Origin of the sequence: Shinella oryzae (assembly GCF_023038235.1) — a bacterium.
GTDB lineage: Bacteria > Pseudomonadota > Alphaproteobacteria > Rhizobiales > Rhizobiaceae > Shinella > Shinella sumterensis.
In genome coordinates this window covers 1,211,827-1,231,696 of sequence record NZ_CP081988.1, presented here as the reverse complement: position 1 = coordinate 1,231,696, position 19,870 = coordinate 1,211,827, and the positions used below count along the sequence as shown (strand labels likewise).

Genomic DNA, 19,870 nt, shown 5'->3' with positions numbered 1-19,870 from the left:
ATCGCGACGGCTCGCCAACCGCGGACCATCGGCGCACACCATCGTTTTGTGGGAGGATCATATGAAATTCATCGCCAAAGCCGCGCTGGCGACCCTTGCCGCTCTTGCTGCGTCGACCGCGTTCGCGCAGGACAAGGATCTCAAGGTCGGCGCCATCTATATGGATGCGCAGGGCTTCTATGCCGGCGTAAGAAAGGGCATCCAGGATGGCGCTAAGGATGCCGGCCGCAAGCTCGAGGTCATCGAGACCAATGCGCAAGGCGATGTCAGCAAGGAATCGTCCTTCATCGACTCGCTGATTTCCGCAGGCGTGCAGGCCATCATCGTCTCGCCGGTCTCCGCCGACGGTTCGTTCCGCGCGATCCGCCGCGCCCATGACGCCGGCATTCCGGTCGTCTGCTACAATACCTGCCTTAGCGAAAACGACATGAAGGACTATGTCTCCGCCTATGCGGTGGGTGACCCTTATCAGTTCGGCCACAAGCTGGGCGACGCGGCCGCCGACTATTTCCTCGCGGAAAAGAAGGACGCGCCGACCATCGCGGTGCTCAACTGCGAGTTCGTCGAAGTGTGCGTCACCCGTCGCAAGGGTTTCGAGGAGGCGCTGTTCGCCAAGGTGCCGAACGCCAAGATCGTCGATAACCAGGAGGGTGCTACCCTCGACAAGGCGGTATCGGTGGCCAGCACCATGCTCTCGTCGCATCCGGATCTCGATGCTTTCTTCGGTGAAGCGGGCGGCGCAACCCTTGGTGCGGCCCGCGCCGTCAAAAGCCAGGGCCGCGTCGGCAAGACCGTGGTCTTCGGCGGCGACATGACGACGGAAATTGCTCAGGAGCTCGCCGACTTCAGCGTCATCAAGGCGGTGGTCGACATCTCGGGCCAGGGCCTCGGTAAGCTCGCGCTGACGCAGGCAATCAATTCCATTGACGGCAAACCGCCGGCCGATATCAAGGTCGCCTACGAAATCGACCTCTATAAGAGTGCGGAAGACGGCAAGAGCTGGCTTGAGGCGCACGCCGACGGCATTCCGTGATCTCCCAGGGCGACGGCCCTTTGCGGCCGTCGCGACCAGCCCGGCGGGTATCCTCCACGGTTCCGGCCGGGCTGGAGCATTCGTTTTAAATCCAAGGACTTCAGGCGGGCCCGTCATGATCCAATCCGCAAATGCGCGTCAAAGCGACCCGGTCGGCGGCGCCATAGCCGCGCTTGAGGGTTGCACGCAACGCTATCCCGGCGTTCTGGCGCTCGACAATGCCTCCTTCCGGGTCGCTCCCGGCGAGGTGCGCGCGCTGCTTGGCAAGAATGGGGCCGGCAAATCCACGCTGATCCGCATGCTGACCGGCGCCGAGGTACCCGACAGCGGCACCGTCAGCATCGACGGCGTCGCGCTGAGCGGGAGCGGTTCTGCGCGCGCGCAGGAGGCTTTTGTCCGCGGCGTCCGCGTCGTCTATCAGGAACTCAGCCTCGTCCCCGGCATGTCGATTGCCGAAAATCTCTTTCTCGGCCGTTGGCCGCGGCGTGCCGGCGTTCTCGATTATACCGGCATGGAGGCTGAGGCACGCGATGCCATGCAACGGCTCGGCCTCGAGATGCCGCCGTCCGATCCCGTCGCCGGTCTAAGTCCGGCGGAGCGTCAGCTCGTCGAGATCGCCCGCGTGCTGCTCGGCAAGCCGAAACTCGTGATCCTGGACGAGCCCACGAGCTCGCTCGCTGCGGCTGAAGCCGAGAAGGTGATGGCGGCCGTCAAGCGTATTGCCGCGGACGGGATCGCAGTCATCTATATCAGCCACCGCATGAACGAGATTCGCCAGATTGCCCGCTCCGCGACCGTCATGCGCGATGGCCGAATCATCGACACGGTCGATGTCGCCGGTGCCGATACGCGTGAGATCGTCCGCCTCATGCTCGGCTCCGAGGCGGCCCAGGCGGCGGCTGTCGAGACGAAAGCGCGCGACAAGGTGGTCCTCGATATCTCCGGTCTTGCGCTGGCGCCAAAGCTCGCTTCCGTCTCGTTCCAACTGCGCCAGGGGGAGGTTCTGGGCCTTGCAGGCCTGCTTGGCGCCGGACGCACGGAGCTGCTTCAGGCCATCATGGGCGTCCGCGCCTATGACAGCGGAACAATCTGCGTCGACGGTACCGATATCCGGCGCCCTGGATATCGGGCCATGCTCGACCGCGGCTTCGGCTACACGCCGGAAAGCCGCAAGGAAGAGGGCATCGTGCCGCTCCTCGGTGTCGACGAAAACACCGTGGCGACGGATTTTGCAGCGGTCAGCCGGCGCGGCATCCTCTCGGCCCGGCGGATCGCCGGGGCGACCCGGGATGTCATCGCACGGCTTCACGTGAAGACGGCGGCGACGGATACGCCGATCGGCACGCTGTCAGGCGGTAACCAGCAAAAAGTCGTCATCGGCCGCTGGGTTCATGCCGGCAGCCGCGTGCTGCTGCTGGACGAGCCGACCCGCGGCGTCGATGTCGAGGCGAAGGCGCAGATCTACGCCATAATCCGGCAGCTTGCCGCGGAGGGCCGCAGCGTCATCTTCGTCTCCAGCGAAATCGAGGAACTGCCACTGGTCTGCGATCGCGTGCTCGTGCTGCGCGAAGGCAGGCTGATGGAAGAATTCACATCCCCCAATATCGATCAGGATGCCGTGATGGCGGCCTGCATCGCCGGTCATTGATGGAGACCAGAATGTCCAACGACCAGGCCGTTCGAACCGTGCCGAGTGGAGCGCTGCGTCGCCGTGGCTTCTCACGGCACATGAACGAAATCAGCCTCTTCGTCGCTATCGTTGTGCTTTACGTGGTGTTCACGACGACAGCCAACGGCTTCATGAGCTTCAACAACCAGATCAACATCCTGCGTGACGCCGCGACGATCGGCATCGCGGCATGGGCGGCGACGCTGATCATCATTTCCGGCGAGATCGATGTCAGCGTCGGCCCGATGGTGGCCTTCATCTCGGTCGCGCTCGCCTATCTTCTGCAATGGGGCGTCCCGACGCCGCTTGCCTTCGTGCTCGCCATCATCATCGGCGCGGCCCTCGGCTCGATTGCCGGCATCTTGCGCGCCTATTTCGACGTTCCGTCCTTCGTCGGCACGCTCGGGCTGTGGAGTGCACTGCGTGGCACGGCGCTGTTCATGACCGACGCACTTCCGGTATCGATCGGTCGCAACGATATCGTCGACATGCTCGATCGCCCCGTGCTTGGCGTACCGCCGGCCGCGATCGTCATGCTCATCCTTTTCGCCGTCTTTGCCTTCGTCAGCCGCAAGACCGCATTCGGCCGTTCGGTCTACGCCATTGGCGGCAATCCGCAGGCGGCGTTCCTGTCCGGCATCAATGTCGCGCGCATCCGCGTCCAGCTCTTTGCGATCGCCGGCGCCATGGCCGCCGTGTCCGGCATCCTCCTCCTGTCCCGCCTCGGCTCGGGCAATGCGACGGCGGCGAGCGGGCTCGAGTTCGACGTGATCGCGGCGGTTGTGGTCGGTGGCACGGCTTTGTCGGGCGGCCGCGGCTCGATGCTTGGTACGTTACTCGGCGTGCTGGTGATCACGCTCATCGGCAACGGCCTCGTCCTGCTCGGCATCAATCCCTTTTTCCAGCAGGTCGTACGCGGTCTCATCATCGTCGTTGCCGTTCTCGCGAATATTCAGGCGATCAAGCGCGGCGCGGCGCGCAACAAAGGCTGAGGCGCGCCATGGCGATAATCGATATCGGCAAGGGCGATCTCTCGGCACGCATCTCCACGGCCGGCGGCCTCGTGCTCGGGCTGTGGTGGCACAGGGATGGGGCATCGGTTCCCCTGTTGCGGCCAGCACCCGGGGATGATGCCGACGCGCTTGCTTCCGGCTGCTACCCGCTGGTTCCCTTCGGCAACCGGGTGCGCGGCAATGCCTTCCGCTTCGAAGGACGGGACTATCGCTTTCAGCCGAACACCGATTGGGACCCGCATTATCTGCATGGTGAAGGCTGGCAGGCCGACTGGTCGGTTCTGCAGCACGGCGCGGATGCGGTTACGCTCTCCTTCGCGCATCTGAGCGGCGAGGGTACGCCATATCGGTATGAAGCGCAGCAGCGCTTCGCCGTAAACGATGGAGCCTTCGTGCTCGGCTTGTCGGTGACGAACTGCGGCGATGCGGCGCTGCCCTTCGGGCTCGGTTGGCACCCGTATTTCCCGATGACGCCGGAAACGACATTGCTGGCGCCCGCTACCCGGTACTGGACGGAGGTAGAAGGCTGGCTGCCCGGCGAGGCCGTGGATATTCCGGAAGATGTCGATTTCCGCTCGCCGCGTTCCCTGCCGCATCGCTGGGTAAACAACGGTTTCGAAGACTGGTCGGGCGAGGCACGTATAGACTGGCCGGAGCGCGCGACGCGGCTGTCGCTCAGTGCTGATCCGCTGTTTCGCCATGCTTTCGTCTTCGTGTCCGATACCGGTTTCGATCCGGCCTTCCAGCGCGACTATTTCTGCTTCGAGCCGATGTCGCATCTTGCCGACGGCCAGAACATGCCGGGGCTCGGCGACCTTAAAGTGCTCCGCCCGGGAGAGACATTGTCCGGCAGTGTGCGCCTGACGCCGGCCAGGCTGGCCTGAAACGAAACGATGATTTGCCGAAGACCGGCAGGAGATGGCGCGATGCCGCAAGAGACAAGCTACGATTACATCATCGTCGGGGGCGGCAGCGCGGCCTGTGTCGTCGCCGCACGGCTTGTGCAGGAGGCTCGCGCCCGCGTGCTCATGCTCGAGCGCGGTCCGCGCAAGGCCAATCCCATCATGCACTTTCCGGCCGGCTACATGAAGTTCCTGGCCAAGGACACCTATCTCGCCATGCACCAGACCGAACCGCAGCCGCAGCTGGGCGGTCGCGGTCCGATCGTGCCGCAGGGCAAGGTTCTCGGCGGTGGCAGCACGGTCAATGCGATGGTCTACATGCGCGGGCAGGCGGCCGACTATAACCGGTGGAATGCCGCCATCACCAAGCCGGGCGCGGAAAACGACGGCGCCTGGTCCTACCGGGACATGCTGCCCTACTTCAAGGCTCAGGAGGATAACGACCACCTGGCCGGCGAATTCCACGGCGTCGGCGGGCCGCTCAAGATTTCCGATCTCGGCCATACCAGCCCAATGACCCGCGCCTATATCAAGACGCTGCAAACCATGGGCATCCCCTGGAACCCGGATTTCAACGGGGCCGGGCAGTTCGGCGTCGGCATGATGCAGCATACCATCGACTGGCAGACCCGCCGGCGGTGCAGTGCCGTCGACGCCTTTCTGGCACCTGTCATGGATGACCCTCTGCTGACCATCGAAACCGAAGCGACGGTGACGAAACTTGTTTTGCAGAACGGCGCGGCGACCGGCGTCGAATATATCCAGCGCGGTGTATCGCGACGCGCCGAGGCGGGCATCGAGGTCATCCTGGCCGCCGGCGCCTACCAGACGCCGAAACTCCTCATGCTGTCGGGCATCGGCCCCGAAGCGGAGCTGTCGCGCCACAGCATTCGCACCGAGATTGCCCTGCCGGGGGTCGGCCAGAACCTTCAGGACCATTACGAGTGCCCGGTCGTGGCGACGACCAAGGGTGCTTTCGGTTACTACGGTCAGGATCGCGGTTGGCCGATGATCAAGGCCGGCCTGCAGTATCTGCTGTTCAAGTCCGGGCCCGTGACCACAACGGGCGTCGAGACCTGCGCATTCTACGATCCCGACGGCAACAATGCCGAGCCGACCATCCAGATGTTCTGCGTGCCGACGGTCTATCTCGACCGCGACGTGATGGGAACCGATCCGGGCCACGGCGTCACCATCAATTCGCTTCTGCTTCGGCCGAAGGCGCGTGGCAGCGTGACGCTTGCTTCCGCTGATCCTCTGCGCAATCCCGTGGTCAGCACCGGCATCTTCAACCATCCCGATGACCTGCGCCTGACGGTCAAGAGCTTCCGGTTCGCCCGCACGGTTCTGGATGCGTCCTCGATGCGTGAGCTGATCGAGCGAGAGATTTTTCCCGGTGCGGACGTGACCAGTGATGAAGCCATCGCCGAACATTGCCGGCGTACGGTCAAGACCGGCTACCACCCCGTCGGCACCTGCCGCATGGGTCATGACGGTGACGAGATGGCGGTTCTCACGCCGCAGCTGACCGTGCGCGGCGCCGCGAGGCTTCGCGTCATCGACGCATCGATGATGCCCACCATCGTGAGCGGCAATACCAATGCGGCGGTGCTGGGCGCTGCCGCCAAGGCCGCGGCCCTCATCCTCGAACGCGCAGCCTAGAGCACCGGAGGGCGATCCTATGAAGATCACCAAGCTGACCACCTACATCGTCCCGCCGCGCTGGCTGTTCCTCAAGATCGAGACGGATGAGGGCATCGTCGGCTGGGGCGAGCCGGTCGTGGAAGGCCGTGCGCTGACGGTGGAGGCGGCGGTGCACGAGCTGGCCGACTACCTGGTCGGCAAGGACCCGCTGATGATCGAAGATCATTGGCAGGTCATGTATCGCGGCGGCTTCTATCGCGGCGGCGCCATTCACATGTCGGCGCTGGCGGGCATCGACCAGGCGCTCTGGGACATCAAGGGCAAGGCCTATGGCCAGCCGGTTCACGCCCTGCTCGGGGGACAGGTGCGCGATCGGATCAAGGTTTACAGCTGGATCGGCGGCGACCGCCCCGCGGATGTCGCCAGGAACGCGCGCGATATCGTGGCCAGCGGGTTCAAGGCCCTCAAGCTCAATGGCGCGGAAGAAATGCAGATCGTCGACAGCAACGACAAGATCGATGCGATCGTCGCGACCATCGGCACGGTGCGTGACGCGGTTGGCCCGCATATCGGTATCGGTGCCGATTTCCACGGCCGCGTGCACCGCCCCATGGCCAAGGTTCTGGCCAAGGAACTCGAGCCGTTCAGGCTGATGTTCATCGAGGAGCCGGTGCTTTCGGAAAACCGCGAAGCGCTGAAGGAGATCGCCAACCACTGCTCGACGCCGATCGCGCTTGGCGAACGGCTCTACTCGCGCTGGGATTTCAAATCCGTGCTGGCCGACGGCTATGTCGATATCCTCCAGCCCGACCTTTCCCATGCCGGCGGCATCACGGAATGCCGCAAGATCGCGGCGATGGCCGAAGCCTATGACGTGGCACTGGCGCCCCATTGCCCGCTGGGGCCAATCGCGCTCGCCGCCTGCCTGCAGATCGATGCCGTCTCCTACAATGCCTTTATTCAGGAGCAGAGTCTCGGCATCCACTACAACAAGGGCAACGACATTCTGGACTATATCTCCAACAAGGAGGTGTTCCAGTATGCCGACGGTTTCGTGTCGATCCCGCAAGGGCCGGGCCTTGGCATCGAGGTGGACGAGGCCTACGTCATCGAGCGGGCAATGGAAGGGCACCGCTGGCGCAACCCTGTCTGGCGTCATGCCGATGGCAGCGTCGCCGAGTGGTAGGAGAAGTTTATGGCCGGACGTCTTGAAGACAAGCGCATCGTCATCACCGGCGCTGCACAGGGCATCGGCCTCGCCATGGCCGAGGCCTTCCTTGCCGAAGGTGCGGCCCTTTTCCTGATCGACCGCGACGGCGACCTCCTGGCCCAGGAAGCCGCTAGGCTTGGGACCGAGGCTCGCCGGATCGGCATCATGGCGGCTGATATCACCGATGCGGAGGCGATGGAGCTGGCGGTCGCAACGGCGGACAAGGAGATCGGGCAACCGAATGCCCTGGTCAACAATGCCGGCGTCAACGTCTTTTCAGAACCGTTGAAGATGAGCGATGCGGACTGGCAGCGCTGCTTCGACATCAATCTCAAGGGGGCATGGAACTGCAGCAGGGCCGTGCTGCCGGGCATGATCGGACAGGGCGGCGGCGTCATTCTCAACATTGCCTCGACGCACGCCTTCACGATCATTCCGCATACATTCCCCTATCCCGTCGCCAAGCATGCCCTTCTCGGCATGACGAAAGCGCTCGGCCTGGAATATGCGGGGCAGGGCGTGCGGGTGAATGCGCTCGCGCCCGGCTATGTACGCACGCAGAAGGTCATCGACTACTGGAACAGCTTTCCCGATCCCATCGCGGCCGAGGCCGAGACGATGAAGCTGCATCCCGGCGGCCGGATCGCGACACCGGCAGAGATTGCCATGGCCGCGCTCTTCCTTGTCTCGGACGAGTGCCCCTTCATCAATGCAACCTGCCTGACCGCGGACGGCGGGTTGACCGTACTGCACCATCCGGGCTGACTTGGGCCTCCATCATCGCGGCCTTACCCGTTCTTCATGCGATTACGGTTGCAGGCTGGCGATGGCCTTGATGAGGGCTGCTGCGGAGACTGCGCCGGGATCGGCATGGCCGAGCGAGCGCTCGCGCAGGCGTGCGGCGCGGCCCTTTGTCGCGATCATCGTTGCTGTGGCGGCTGCGCCATTTTCCGCAGCGGTCTCCACGGCTTCCCAGAATGCCGGCCGCGACAGGTTGTTGGCGACCGCGACCGTCGCGGCTTCGGCGGCGGGCAGCCAGACATCAAGCATGGTCTTGTCGCCGCGCTGCGCCTTGCCACGGTCGCGGATCCCCTCGGAAATGGCCGTCAGCATGTCGCGGCAGGCTGGCAGGTCGAGTGTGTCGCGGCCTGAAAGGGCCTGTGCGGCGCGGCGGAAACCGGTTGCATAGAGCGGGCCGGTGGAAGCGCCGACGGCGTCGAGAAAGCCGCTCGCTGCCGTCGACATCACGTCGGAGGGGCTGGCCGTTTCGAGGTTCATGCCGGCCAGCGCCGTCGTCACCGCCTTGAAGCCGATGGACATGGTAATGCCGTGGTCGCCATCGCCGATGGCGCCGTCGAGTTCGGAGAGATGATCCTTCTCCGCCTCGATCACCTCGGACATCCGTTCGAACATCCGGGCGAGCGTCCGCGCCGCAGTTTCCGACATGTCTTCCTCCCCATTGGGCAAAACGGCCTCAGCCGCGCGCCGCCCCGTTCGTTTCATGCCCCTCGATCGTCAGGATCGCCGTCCGGCACGGATGGTACAAAAGCTCGGTCAGCTGGCGGTCGAGATGCAGGATCGAGATTGAGGCGCCCACCATGTCCAGCGAGGTGCAGTAGTGCCCGACCCAGTTAGCCTCGATCTCGATATTCTTGGCGGCGAGCCGCTGCTCCACCCGGCGATAGAGGATGTACAGCTCCATCAGCGGCGTGGCGCCGAAGGAGTTGACGAGAACCGCCACCTTGTCGCCCGCCTCCGCCTTCATCTCCTTGAAGATGTTGTCCATGATCGCATCGACGATCTCGTCGGCGGTGCGCAGCCGCTCGCGCGACACGCCGGGTTCGCCATGGATGCCCATGCCGAGCTCCATGTCGTCAGGGCCGATCTCGAAATTGTGCCGCCGTGTCTGCGGCATCGAGCAGGACTCAAGCGCCACGCCCACCGTATAGGTACGGTCGTTCGCCTTGCGGGTGATTGCCTCGCATTCGTCGAGCGTCAGGCCGCGGTCGCAGGCCGCGCCGGCGATCTTGAAAACGAAGAAGTTGCCGGCCACGCCGCGGCGTCCCTCCTTGTCCTCGACGGGCGAGGAGGCGATGTCGTCGGTCGTCAGCACGGTGCGGATCGGTATGCCCTGTTCTTCCGCAAGCTCGGCGGCCATCTCGAAATTCATCACGTCGCCGGCATAGTTGCCGTAGACGAAAAGCACGCCCGCGCCGCCGGAAGCCGCGACCGCGCATTTGACGATGGGATCGGGTGGCGGCGAGGAGAAGATATTGCCGAGCGCTACCGCATCCGCCAGCCCCTTGCCGACATAACCGACGAAGCAGGGCTCGTGCCCCGTGCCGCCGCCGATGACGAGGCCGACCTTTCCCGGACGCGGGCCGTTGCGCGCGACGAGCGCCCGGCGGGATATGCCCACTGTCTCAATGTAAGGCCTGTGCGCGGCGATCAGTCCGTCCAGCATTTCCTCGACGACATCGTTGGGATTGTTGAGGAATTTCTTGACGTGGGTGCGGTAGCTGTTGGCGACCGGCACGCTTCTCTGCCGCTGCGAGAGCTTTCCGTCGAGGCTGGTGACGCCGTCGGCGCGCAGGATGCCGGCGCCGGTTGCCGCATCCGTCACCAGAACGTTGACATAACCGCCGCGCAGCGCGGCCAGCAGCGCGGGAACCTTGTCGAAACCGCCGGCAATGGCGATACGGGTGGGAATGTCGCGTAGCATGTCCAGCGAGATGCCGATGGTGCGGTCGTCCAGCGGGCCCGCAACGGGGCGGCCGCGCTCATCGATGAAGCGGCCGGCCAACACGCCCGCGGCGCCTTTGGCGAGGTAGTGCTGCAAGGGCACGGTTTCGAAGAAACCGCTGGTGTGGATGGTCGAGTTGGGACGCAGCGATGCGATGCCGAAGACGACGCGGTTGGCGCGCGCCAGCGTTTCGAACTGTTCGCGGATCAGCGGTTCGGCCAGAAGCATGTCGTGCATCTGCGCGGACCCGACGATGGCCGGTGCGGTAATGTTGACGCAGCGCGCGGAGATGGCGCGCGCAACGGCGGCGGCGGTGAGTTCGGGCGTGTAGGCGAAGCTCGCGGTGGTGCCGCCCGTTGCCTGCACGACGGTCACGTCCTGCAACGGGCCCGTCTGCAAATGCTCACCGACCGACAGGATCGTGCGGCCCCAGGCGACGGCGAGCGTGTCGCCGGACTTGATCATCTTGGAGAGCGCCTGAGCACCGGCCGCGCCGAGCCTGCCGATCAGCGGGCGCGTATCGTCGTCATTGGGCACGACGAGGCAGTCGGCCAGGCCGAAATGGCGTTTCAGTTCCTGCGCGATGGTGAGTGAGGCGAGACGCGCAGGCTCGATGGAAATGTTGACGATGCCCTTTTCGCGGGCCTCGGCGAGGTAGCTGTTGACGGTCGCGCGCGACACGCCCATCGCCTCGGCGATCTCGCCCTGCGTCATGCCGTCTTCGTAATAGAGCCAGCAGGCCCAGACATAGGGGTCGTCGCCATAGCGCAGGGGAATGGTGTCGAGACCGTCCGCGCCATTCGTGCGGCCGGCGACACCCTTGCGCGGCGCGGAAGTCTTCAATGCCATCGGTTTCGCCGTTCCCCCGTTATGGCGGCGAAGATGAAAGCAACGCCGCCGGTTTGCAACATGCTTCGGCAAAAAAGCGGTGCGCGACCCGCCATGGAGGACAGGCCGCGCATCCCGGGAGGAACCTAAGTGCCGGCTATCAGGCGAGACGGGCGCGCGCGCCGTCGGACAATTCCTTGAGCAGGATGGCGCAGGACGTCGCACCGGCATCTAGGACGCCGCGCGAACGTTCGCCCAACCGGCTGGCGCGGCCGATCTTTGCCACCAGGTCGATCGTCGAATCGCGGCCTTTTTCCGCGGCGGCGACGAGGTCTTCCAACGCGGCACCGAACGGTTTGCCCTCGGCCGTTGCCGTGTCGAAGGCTTCCACCGCGGGCACGAGCGTGTCGAGCAGCGTCTTGTCGCCCACCTTGGCCGAGCCGATGGACTGGATGCCGGCGAGGCCCGCATGCAGCATCTTGCTAAAGGCTGCGGCGTCGATCTTCTCCACGCCCTCGATCGTTTCGGCGAATTCCGTGAACATGACGCCGTAGAGCGGGCCCATCGAACCGCCGATCTCCGTCATCAGCACCGTGCCGAGCGTATCCAGCGCACCGGAAAGCGAGGCGTCCGTGCCTTTCAGGCGCTCGGCCGCCATTCCGAAACCCTTGGCCATGTTCACGCCGTGGTCGCCATCGCCGATCTTGCCGTCGATTTCACTGAGATAGGCGCGGTTCTCGATGATCCGCTCGGCCATCGACAGCACGATGGCGCCGGAAGAGGCATTGTCGAAAGTCTGCATGGGCGTCCTCCGTTACAGGATGATCGTGCAACGCGTCTCGACCTCGAGCAGCGTCTTCAGTTCATCGTCGAGCGCCATGACGGTCAGCGTCGCGCCGACCATTTCCAGCGAGGTGAAATAGTTGCCGATCCAGGTCTTGCGGATCTTCAACCCGCGGGCGGAAATCTCGCTCTCGATCGTGTCGTTGAGGATATAGAGCTCGTTCAGCGGCGTGGCGCCAAGGCCGGAGACCAGCACGGCCACCTCGGTGCCTGAGGGCAGGTTGTGATCGTCAAGCACGATCTTCACCATGTCCCTTGCGACGTCTTCGGCGGTCTTGAGCTTTTCGACGCGCACACCCGGCTCGCCGTGGTGGCCGATCCCGACCTCCATCGTGCCCGGTTCGATCTGGAAATTCGGATGGCCGACGGCGGGCAGGGTACAGGGGCCGAGGCCGACGCCGATCGAACGGCAATTGTCGATGGCTTTCTGCGCGGTGGCGCGGACCTCTTCGAGGCTTGCGCCGGTCGCGGCCTTCGCGCCGCCCATCTTCCACATGAAGATCTCGCCGGCCACGCCGCGGCGCTTTTCGCGCTCCTCAGGCGGGGCGGAGCAGACGTCGTCGTTGGCGACGACGGTCGCGACATCGATCCCGTCCTTGGCGGCGAGCTTCATCGCCATCTTCACGTTCATGTTGTCGCCGGCATAGTTGCCGTAGAGCACGACGACGCCCTTGCCCGCATTGGCTTCGCGGATGGCGTCATGGAAGCTCTTGGCGGTCGGCGACGAGAAGAGTTCGCCGATGGCGACGGCATCCAGCATGTTCTTGCCGGTATAGCCGATGAAGGCCGGCTCGTGGCCCGAACCGCCGCCGGTGACAACGCCGACCTTGCCGGCAACGGGGGCATCCTTCGCCACCACGACGCGCGGGTTTTCTGCCAGGCGAACGATATCGGAATGGGCTTTCACGAAGCCTTTGACGGTGTCCTCGACCACCAGATCCGGGTCGTTGATGAAACGCTGCATGACAAATCCTCTTACAGAATGGTGTAGCCGCCGTCGATCAGCAGATCGGCGCCATTGATCATGTCGGCGCCCGGCGAGGCCAGGAACACGGCGGCGGCGGCGATCTCCTCGGGGAAGGCGAAACGGCCGTTCGGTATGCGCTTCTTGGCGTTCTCGCCCTTCTCGCCGGCCCAGGCCTGCTTGCCGAGCTCGGTGAGGACGATGGTGGGGGAAATAGTGTTGACGGTGATGGAGTGCTTGCCCCATTCGGCGGCGAAGGTCTTGGACATGCCGATGACGCCGAATTTGGAGGCACAATAGGCGACATGCTCCTCGATGGCGACCGTGCCGGCCTGCGAGGCGAGGTTGACGATCTTGCCGCCCTTGCCGGCCGCGATCATGGCGCGGCCCACCGCCTGGGTGACGAGGAAGGAGCCCTTGAGATTGATGTCGATCGTCCGGTCCCACTGGGCAAGCGTCAGGTCTTCGGCCGGCGCGAGCGCCACGATGCCCGCGCTGTTGACCGCGATATCGATGCTGCCGAAGGCAGCGACCACGTCGGAAACGGCCTTCTCGACGGAGGCAGGGTTGGAGACATCGCAGACGAAGGACTTCGCCGCGCCGCCCAGCTCTTCCGCCTTCTTCCGTGCGACATCGGCATTGATATCGAGCACGGCGACCTTCGCACCCTTGGCGGCGAAGGCAGACGCGATGGCGGAGCCGATGCCGGACGCGCCGCCGGTGACCAGCGCGACCTTGCCGTCGAGCTGGAAGTTGAGATCGATCTTGGGAGGTGTGTCGGTCATCGGTTCAGCCTTCGAGAGATTTTTTAGGGCGGGGCGGCGACCAGGCCGCCCCGCGGATCAATTTACTTGCGCATTTCAAGGAGCTTGTCGACGTTCTCGGCCGTGACCGGCGTCCACGGAACATTGTATTCCTTGTCCTTGCCGTCGTTGAACGGCATGTCCGGATACTGTGCCCAGATATCGGATTCCGGCTTGTAGTCGCCCTTCCTGGCATGGAAGATGGCCAGGTCAAGCGCGCCCTGTGCCTGTGCGCGGGCGTCCTGGAGGATCGAGGTCATCGTGCCTTCCTTGACGGCCGTCAGCGCATCGGTGATGCCGTCGATACCGGCAATGGCGAAATCGTCCGTCTTCAGGCCGGCCGACTTGATCGCCTCGATTGCGCCGAGCGCCATCTCGTCGTTCTGGCCGATGACGCCGTTGATCTGGCCGGAATGCGAGGTCAGCCAGTTCTCCATCAGCGTCTGGGCTTCGGCGCGCGACCAGTTGGCGGTCTGCTGCTCCAGCACCTTCACGTCCGGGCACTCGGCAAGCGCCTTCTTGTTGCCTTCCAGGCGCGAGATCTGCGCCGACTGGCCGATGGGGCCTTCCAGAATCACGACATTGCCCTTGCAGCCGATCTTGTCGAGCACGGCCTTGGCTTCCATGTAGCCCGAGATCGTGTCGTCGGAGCCGACATAGGAGGCGAGAAGGTCGGAGTTCACGCGGGTGTTGGAGCCGACCACGGGAATGCCGGCGTCATGCGCGGCCTGGACGGCGGTGGCGCCGGCCTCGATGTCGATCGGCACGAAGATGATTGCGTTGAACTTCTGCGTGATCATCGTGTTGAACTGTTCCTGCTGGACCAGCGCGTCGTAGCGGCCGTCGAAGACGGTCAGTTCGACTTCGCCGCTCTTAACGGCCGGATGCTGTTCCAGGGCTGCCGACCAGATCTGCATGAATTCAGCGTTGAGGCCGTAGGGAGCCGCGCCGATTTTCAGCTTCTCCTGAGCGAAAGCGGACGAGGCGAGCAGCACCGTCGCCGAGGCGAGTGCGATCATCAGTTTCTTCATGTCATTCTCCTCCTTTGAGAATTGCGGCCGCCCTCCGGCGTGCCGTTCCGTGCACGGGCACCGGGCCCGGTCTTTGGGGGCTAGAGGCCCTGATTTCGCTTCTGGTCGAGCATCACGGCGCCGACGATGAGGGCGCCCTTGAGGACCTGCTGGTAGTAGGATTGGATGCCCATCAGATCGAGGCCGTTGTTCATGACGCCGATGATGAGCGCGCCGATCAGCGTGCCCGTCACCCGGCCAACGCCGCCCGAGAGACTGGTGCCGCCGATGACGACAGCCGCGATGGCATCGAGTTCATACGCGATGCCGGCCTGTGGAAGGGCCGAACCCGTGCGGGCCGAGAGGATCATGCCGGCAAGGCCCGACAGCGCGCCCGAGATGACATAGACCATGAAGCGGATGCGGCTGACATTGAGGCCCGACGTCTTGGCGGCATGCGGATTGCCGCCGACAGCGTAGATGTAGCGGCCGAATCGCGTGCGCGTCAGTACCCACCAGGAAATGCCGAAGACCAGCGCCAGCAGGATGACCGGCATGGGAATGCCGAGGATGTTGCCCGTTCCGATCCAGCGGAACTCGGCACTCAGGCCTGGCACCGGCCGGCCGCCGCCATAGATCAGCGTGGCGCCGCGCGCCGCCGACAGCATGCCGAGCGTCGCCACGAAGGCGGGAACGGAGAAGCGCGAGACGATGAGGCCGACCACCGCGCCGCAGGCGACGCCGACGAGGATACCGGCGGCCAGCGCCAAGGCCATCGGATAGGGCGCCCCGGCGATGCCGGCGGTTGCCGAGCTTGTCACGAAACTCGCGCTGACCATGCCGGCCAGCGCCACGACGGAGCCGACCGAAAGGTCGATGCCGCGCGTCAGGATGACGAATGTCATGCCGATGGCGAGGATGCCGTTGATCGACGTCTGGAGCAGCACGTTGGAAATGTTGCCGGGCGTCAGGAAGAACTCGTTCGAGACGGAGAGGATAGCCACCAGCAGCAGGAAGGCGAGAAAGATGCCGTATTCCTGCACGATCAGCCTGCGGCGATCGGAGTTCAGCCAGTTTCCGGCGGGCTTGTTTTCGATGCTGGACACGGTCTTACCTCTTGTCACGCGGTTTTTGTTCGGGCCTTTGCACGGGTCAGGTCGACAGATGCACGAGCGTCTGGGCGTCCGTTTCCTGCCTGTTGCGGATGCCGGCCGACCGGCCCGCGCGCATCACGAGAATGCGGTCGGACATGCCCAGGATTTCGTCGATTTCGGACGAGATCATCACGACCGTGCCGCCCGCGGCGGCGAAATCGCAGATGATGCGGTAGATTTCGCGCTTGGCGCCGACATCCACGCCGCGGGTCGGCTCATCCAGCAGCAGCACGCGCGGCTGGCGCAAAAACCACTTGCCGAGCACGACCTTCTGCTGGTTGCCACCCGATAGGCCTGAGACGGGCATCGTGTCGCGCGCCGCCTTGATGGCGAAGCGGTCGATCATGTCGGCGCTGGCCGCCTGTTCCTCGCTCCTGCGCATCACGAAGGCCGGGCTCATTTCCGGCAGGCTGGCGAGGCAGATATTATTGCGCACGGTGTCGGAGAGGTTGAGGCCCGTGACCTTGCGATCCTCGGTCACGAAGGCGATACCTTCGGCCATGGCGTCGGACGGCTGGCGAATGGTGACGGCCTTGCCTTCGATGCGGATGTCGCCGGCCGACGGATTGTCCATGCCGAACAGGCAGTTGAAGATTTCCGTGCGGCCGGAGCCCATCAGGCCGTAGATGCCGAAGATCTCGCCCTTGCGCGCCGTAAACGAGATGTCCTCGATCTTGCCGGGGGCCGACAGGCCGGACACTTCCAGGCCTGAAACATCGGTCGGCGTATTGGTCTTGATATATTCCTCGCCCAGTTCGCGGCCAACGATCATTCGGATGAGGCCGGGCCGATCGATATCGGCAAGCTTGCCTGCGCCGACGAAGCCGCCGTCGCGAAAGACGGTGTAGCTGTCGGCGATCTGGAAGATTTCCGAGAGGCGGTGCGAGACGTAGACGATGCCCTTGCCTTCGGCCTTCAGGCGCTTGATGGCGGAGAAGAGGTGCTGGGCCTCCTTCTCGCCGATGGCCGAGGTCGGCTCGTCCATGAAGATGACATCCGCCTCATGGCTCAGCGCCTTGGCGATCTCGACGAGCTGCATCTGCGCCACCGAGAGGTTCATCATGTATTGCGTGGCTGAGATGCTGAATTCGAGCCGATCGAGCAGCGCCTGCGCATTGCGGTTCATGGTCTTGAAATCGATTCCGCCGAAGCGGGCGGACGGCTCACGGCCAAGGTAAATGTTTTCCGCCACCGTCATGTGCGGGACCGGGCTCAACTCCTGCTCGATGATGGCAATGCCGAAGCGCAGCGCTTCTGCGGGGTTGGCGAATTCCACCGGACTGCCGCGATGCAGGATCGTGCCGCCATCGCGCTTGTGGATGCCCATGAGAATGGAGAGGAAGGTCGACTTGCCGGCGCCGTTGCCGCCGCACAGCGCGTGCACCGAGCCTGCTTCGAGCTCGAACCGGCCGTCACGAAGCGCGGCAACGCCGCCGAAGGACTTTCTCAGTCCTTCCACTTTCAGAAGTGGCTGCATGCATTCCTCCCGGCATTTCGCGCGATGCTCTCCCATCGCGTTTTACAAAATAAGATCAGCCGTCGACAAATGTCAACGATGGTTCTGACAAATTTCTAATGATGTCTGTCATTTGTAAAATCTGAGATGCGGAGGTGCCAGAAGTGCCTTGAGCAACAACGAGCCCTCCGCTGAAACAGCGGAGGGTTGGGGAATGATTGGGCGTCGTAGTTTGAGCCGTTTTGGCGCGGGAAGATGACCCCTATCCAAACCGGTCGAGACAGGGCTGCATCGAGACAATTTGGGAGGCCGACGACGTCGGGCAGGATGAGTCGGAACGCGGACGCCACCGGTGGGTTCATAGAGGAGGGCGAAATTCTTGGCGTGGGCATCGACGTTGCCGATCATCAGGTCGAACAAGGTCTCCCAAGCGGGAGCGTTACGTGATTATTGTGACACCGAACGGGAACTGGAGGATGGAAAGTGAAGAACAATGGAGGCTTTGCTCCCGTTCGGTAGCAAAGTATCCATTCATAAAGATTGTGCTGATGTTTGCCGTTCCTTCCCGGTCGTAAACATTCGGCAACCATATGGAAACATGTCTGCAATTATAACTTGTTCTTAAATTAGTACACTCTACTCTCCTGAAGCAGGCAATGAATGCCTGTTGACGGAGGCTACCATGTTTAATGGGGAGTTGATCGTTGTCGCGCCTCTCGACCCGGAAGAAGTCGAGAAGCTTCGCGGTCTGGTTAAGTGGTGGTGTGGCGAGTACGGATGTGATCCCGATGGGCGGTTGGCGCGCGATCGAGCTCGAAAGATGCTCCTGGCCTATTCCGCCGGTGTTCGCGAGACGTCCGACCTTCTGCGCTTGGTCCGGCCGTTCTGATCGATCTGCTTAAGGGACTGTTAATCATGCTTCCCTGCGCTGAACCACCAATCGAGCTCTGATGCGTTACGGTCCGAGATGGGGCATCTGTGACGGGAATAGAGTTTGACTGATTGCGCTTGGACCAAGGCCCTCGACGATGCGCGCAGCTATCGGAGAATGTATGAAATTGCAGGAGGCATGCTCAAGGCGACAGATTTGCCAATAGCAGTCAGACGAGCTGCGAAAGCAGTCGTTCGTGAATTGATGCCTGTCGTAGACTTGCCGATCGCGCCGGCCGAAAAGTTGAAGTTGGTGCGCGATCGCTTTACCAGGCTTTGTTTCGCGCTTAAGGAGTCCAAAGCGAGTGACCGGCCGTCGGGCTACAGGCATCCATCTGTACGACCTCGGAGCCGTCATAAGCCAAAACAGTTCGGCGATCGAGGGCGATAACGCCCGAAATCCCGAACAAATACGAAATGGCCGTGAGAGATTCGGCTACGGCCGGCAGACGTCCACTAGTCGCCGCGTCGGCCAAGTCCGGATGGACCGTCTAAGCGATCGGCAGTAACCGCCAGCGCATTGATCGCATCGATAGCCGTTGCCAATCCTTGCATGAGAAGAGCGGTATCTCGGTCTCCGCTGGTTTTATCAATTTCCAACGCTCGCTGGCGCAAGCTTGCGCCTGCCGTATTGAGGCGGGCAATGAGGTCGTCGTCCATGTCTCTCTCCGTGATCTCGGCTTTCGCAAGCTTAGAAAACGCTCGGAGGGGTGGCGCCGTTCCATCCGGTCCGGTTGCCTCGGAAATGCTTTTCCGTGGCGTTGATGCTCCGGACATTTGGGAGATGTGATTAAGCGTCGACGTTCGACCCCTTTCGGCGAGGAAGGATGGCCCCGGTCTGGAGTGGTCAACTCGCTGATGAATTTTCTGTTTCTGCGGCACGGTCAGGGTCAGCCTTCCGCACCGAAGTTGGGTCGACCGCCACGCCGGAACACATTAGGGATGGCGCTGTGGATTGAAGGGCTGCGTCAGACCGTAAGGTGCTGTCGCGCCTCTTGCGTATCAAGGGTCTCGGCCGCGCCCTCGTGCACGATCTCACCGCGATCCATGATGTAGACGTGGTCGGCGAGTTCGCGGCAGAAATCGAGGTATTGCTCAACCAGCAGGATGGCCATGCCCGTCGAGTCCCGCAGGTAGCGGATCGCCCGGCCGATATCCTTGATGATGGAGGGCTGGATGCCCTCCGTCGGTTCATCGAGGACGAGGATCTTGGGTCGCGTCACCAGCGCCCGGCCGATGGCAAGCTGTTGTTGCTGGCCGCCGGACAGATCCCCGCCCCGCCGCCCGAGCATGGTGTGCAGCACCGGGAAGAGACTGAAGATCTCGTTGGGGATGAATCGCTCGGAGCGCTTCAACGGGGCATAGCCGGATTCGAGATTCTCCTTCACGGTCAGCAGCGGAAAGATCTCGCGGCCCTGCGGCACATAGCCGACGCCCTGCTTGGCACGATTATAGGGCGCCATGCCGTCGAGCTTGACGTCGTTGAACCCGATGGAGCCGCCCGAAAGCGGATGCTGGCCGGTGATGGCGCGCAACAGGCTCGACTTTCCCACGCCGTTGCGGCCGAGCACGCAGGTGATCTTGCCCATCTCCGCGGTCAGCGATACCCCGCGCAGCGCTTGCGCCGCGCCATAGTGTAGGTTGACTTTTTCGACGTTCAGCATGGAA

Annotated in this window: 17 protein-coding genes; 7 read left to right on the top strand and 10 right to left on the bottom strand. The window is 63.4% G+C overall.

The window, feature by feature from the left end; all coding sequences use genetic code 11:
• Positions 1-61: 61 nt before the first annotated feature.
• The 7 genes from K6301_RS21945 (at position 62) to K6301_RS21915 (ending at position 8,236) form a co-directional block, all read left to right on the top strand.
• Entirely contained in the window at positions 62-1,033 is a 972-nt protein-coding gene (locus tag K6301_RS21945) for a substrate-binding domain-containing protein (RefSeq protein ID WP_247220974.1), read from the top strand.
• Positions 1,034-1,148: 115 nt separating this feature from the next.
• Positions 1,149-2,681 (top strand): sugar ABC transporter ATP-binding protein, encoded by a 1,533-nt coding sequence (locus tag K6301_RS21940; protein WP_247220972.1) that lies wholly within the window; start codon positions 1,149-1,151, stop codon positions 2,679-2,681.
• Positions 2,682-2,692: 11 nt separating this feature from the next.
• Positions 2,693-3,694 carry an ABC transporter permease gene (locus tag K6301_RS21935; RefSeq protein ID WP_247220971.1) on the top strand — a complete coding sequence of 334 codons (1,002 nt, stop codon included), beginning with the start codon at positions 2,693-2,695 and terminating at the stop codon, positions 3,692-3,694.
• 8 nt (positions 3,695-3,702) lie between these two features.
• Positions 3,703-4,599: an aldose 1-epimerase gene (locus tag K6301_RS21930; RefSeq protein WP_247220970.1), complete on the top strand. Its 897-nt coding sequence runs from the start codon at positions 3,703-3,705 to the stop codon at positions 4,597-4,599.
• Between the two features lie 42 nt (positions 4,600-4,641).
• Positions 4,642-6,279 carry a GMC family oxidoreductase gene (locus K6301_RS21925; protein ID WP_247220969.1) on the top strand — a complete coding sequence of 546 codons (1,638 nt, stop codon included), beginning with the start codon at positions 4,642-4,644 and terminating at the stop codon, positions 6,277-6,279.
• 19 nt (positions 6,280-6,298) lie between these two features.
• A complete protein-coding gene (gene dgoD, locus K6301_RS21920) occupies positions 6,299-7,447 on the top strand; it encodes a galactonate dehydratase (protein ID WP_247220968.1) in 1,149 nt (382 codons plus the stop codon).
• Positions 7,448-7,456: 9 nt separating this feature from the next.
• Positions 7,457-8,236 carry an SDR family oxidoreductase gene (locus tag K6301_RS21915; protein WP_247220967.1) on the top strand — a complete coding sequence of 260 codons (780 nt, stop codon included), beginning with the start codon at positions 7,457-7,459 and terminating at the stop codon, positions 8,234-8,236.
• Between the two features lie 42 nt (positions 8,237-8,278).
• Here K6301_RS21915 and dhaL (K6301_RS21910) read toward each other — a convergent pair whose 3' ends face one another.
• The 10 genes from dhaL (K6301_RS21910) to urtE all read right to left on the bottom strand — a co-directional run bounded on the left by dhaL (K6301_RS21910) (position 8,279) and on the right by urtE (position 19,866).
• Positions 8,279-8,917 carry a dihydroxyacetone kinase subunit DhaL gene (gene dhaL / locus K6301_RS21910; protein WP_247220966.1) on the bottom strand — a complete coding sequence of 213 codons (639 nt, stop codon included), beginning with the start codon at positions 8,915-8,917 and terminating at the stop codon, positions 8,279-8,281.
• A gap of 28 nt (positions 8,918-8,945) precedes the next feature.
• Entirely contained in the window at positions 8,946-11,063 is a 2,118-nt protein-coding gene (locus K6301_RS21905) for a bifunctional sugar-binding transcriptional regulator/dihydroxyacetone kinase subunit DhaK (protein WP_247220965.1), read from the bottom strand.
• 139 nt (positions 11,064-11,202) lie between these two features.
• On the bottom strand, positions 11,203-11,844 hold the full coding sequence (gene dhaL / locus K6301_RS21900) for a dihydroxyacetone kinase subunit DhaL (protein WP_247220964.1): 642 nt from the start codon (positions 11,842-11,844) through the stop codon (positions 11,203-11,205).
• Positions 11,845-11,856: 12 nt separating this feature from the next.
• Positions 11,857-12,849, bottom strand: coding sequence for a dihydroxyacetone kinase subunit DhaK (locus tag K6301_RS21895; RefSeq protein WP_247220963.1), 993 nt, complete (start codon positions 12,847-12,849; stop codon positions 11,857-11,859).
• An 11-nt stretch (positions 12,850-12,860) separates the two neighbouring features.
• Positions 12,861-13,634 carry an SDR family oxidoreductase gene (locus K6301_RS21890; protein WP_247220961.1) on the bottom strand — a complete coding sequence of 258 codons (774 nt, stop codon included), beginning with the start codon at positions 13,632-13,634 and terminating at the stop codon, positions 12,861-12,863.
• Between the two features lie 62 nt (positions 13,635-13,696).
• On the bottom strand, positions 13,697-14,683 hold the full coding sequence (locus K6301_RS21885) for a substrate-binding domain-containing protein (protein ID WP_134650190.1): 987 nt from the start codon (positions 14,681-14,683) through the stop codon (positions 13,697-13,699).
• An 80-nt stretch (positions 14,684-14,763) separates the two neighbouring features.
• Positions 14,764-15,768, bottom strand: a complete 1,005-nt coding sequence (locus tag K6301_RS21880) for an ABC transporter permease (RefSeq protein WP_134650191.1) — start codon at positions 15,766-15,768, stop codon at positions 14,764-14,766.
• A gap of 46 nt (positions 15,769-15,814) precedes the next feature.
• Complete coding sequence (locus K6301_RS21875) at positions 15,815-17,293, bottom strand: sugar ABC transporter ATP-binding protein (RefSeq protein WP_247220960.1); 1,479 nt, start codon at positions 17,291-17,293, stop codon at positions 15,815-15,817.
• A gap of 1,365 nt (positions 17,294-18,658) precedes the next feature.
• Positions 18,659-18,862, bottom strand: coding sequence for a hypothetical protein (locus K6301_RS21870; protein ID WP_247220959.1), 204 nt, complete (start codon positions 18,860-18,862; stop codon positions 18,659-18,661).
• 308 nt (positions 18,863-19,170) lie between these two features.
• Positions 19,171-19,866, bottom strand: a complete 696-nt coding sequence (gene urtE / locus K6301_RS21865) for an urea ABC transporter ATP-binding subunit UrtE (protein ID WP_247220958.1) — start codon at positions 19,864-19,866, stop codon at positions 19,171-19,173.
• Positions 19,867-19,870: the final 4 nt, after the last annotated feature.

What these genes read in the sequence shown, in the direction of transcription:
- dhaL (WP_247220966.1), bottom strand. Translation starts at nt 8,917, where the DNA reads ATGTCGGAAACTGCGGCGCGGACGCTCGCCCGGATGTTCGAACGGATG.
- K6301_RS21885 (WP_134650190.1), bottom strand. Translation starts at nt 14,683, where the DNA reads ATGAAGAAACTGATGATCGCACTCGCCTCGGCGACGGTGCTGCTCGCC.
- K6301_RS21895 (WP_247220963.1), bottom strand. Translation starts at nt 12,849, where the DNA reads ATGCAGCGTTTCATCAACGACCCGGATCTGGTGGTCGAGGACACCGTC.
- K6301_RS21870 (WP_247220959.1), bottom strand. Translation starts at nt 18,862, where the DNA reads ATGGACGACGACCTCATTGCCCGCCTCAATACGGCAGGCGCAAGCTTG.
- K6301_RS21925 (WP_247220969.1), top strand. Translation starts at nt 4,642, where the DNA reads ATGCCGCAAGAGACAAGCTACGATTACATCATCGTCGGGGGCGGCAGC.
- K6301_RS21930 (WP_247220970.1), top strand. Translation starts at nt 3,703, where the DNA reads ATGGCGATAATCGATATCGGCAAGGGCGATCTCTCGGCACGCATCTCC.
- dhaL (WP_247220964.1), bottom strand. Translation starts at nt 11,844, where the DNA reads ATGCAGACTTTCGACAATGCCTCTTCCGGCGCCATCGTGCTGTCGATG.
- K6301_RS21905 (WP_247220965.1), bottom strand. Translation starts at nt 11,063, where the DNA reads ATGGCATTGAAGACTTCCGCGCCGCGCAAGGGTGTCGCCGGCCGCACG.
- K6301_RS21940 (WP_247220972.1), top strand. Translation starts at nt 1,149, where the DNA reads ATGATCCAATCCGCAAATGCGCGTCAAAGCGACCCGGTCGGCGGCGCC.
- K6301_RS21890 (WP_247220961.1), bottom strand. Translation starts at nt 13,634, where the DNA reads ATGACCGACACACCTCCCAAGATCGATCTCAACTTCCAGCTCGACGGC.
- K6301_RS21945 (WP_247220974.1), top strand. Translation starts at nt 62, where the DNA reads ATGAAATTCATCGCCAAAGCCGCGCTGGCGACCCTTGCCGCTCTTGCT.
- urtE (WP_247220958.1), bottom strand. Translation starts at nt 19,866, where the DNA reads ATGCTGAACGTCGAAAAAGTCAACCTACACTATGGCGCGGCGCAAGCG.
- K6301_RS21915 (WP_247220967.1), top strand. Translation starts at nt 7,457, where the DNA reads ATGGCCGGACGTCTTGAAGACAAGCGCATCGTCATCACCGGCGCTGCA.
- dgoD (WP_247220968.1), top strand. Translation starts at nt 6,299, where the DNA reads ATGAAGATCACCAAGCTGACCACCTACATCGTCCCGCCGCGCTGGCTG.
- K6301_RS21875 (WP_247220960.1), bottom strand. Translation starts at nt 17,293, where the DNA reads ATGCAGCCACTTCTGAAAGTGGAAGGACTGAGAAAGTCCTTCGGCGGC.
- K6301_RS21935 (WP_247220971.1), top strand. Translation starts at nt 2,693, where the DNA reads ATGTCCAACGACCAGGCCGTTCGAACCGTGCCGAGTGGAGCGCTGCGT.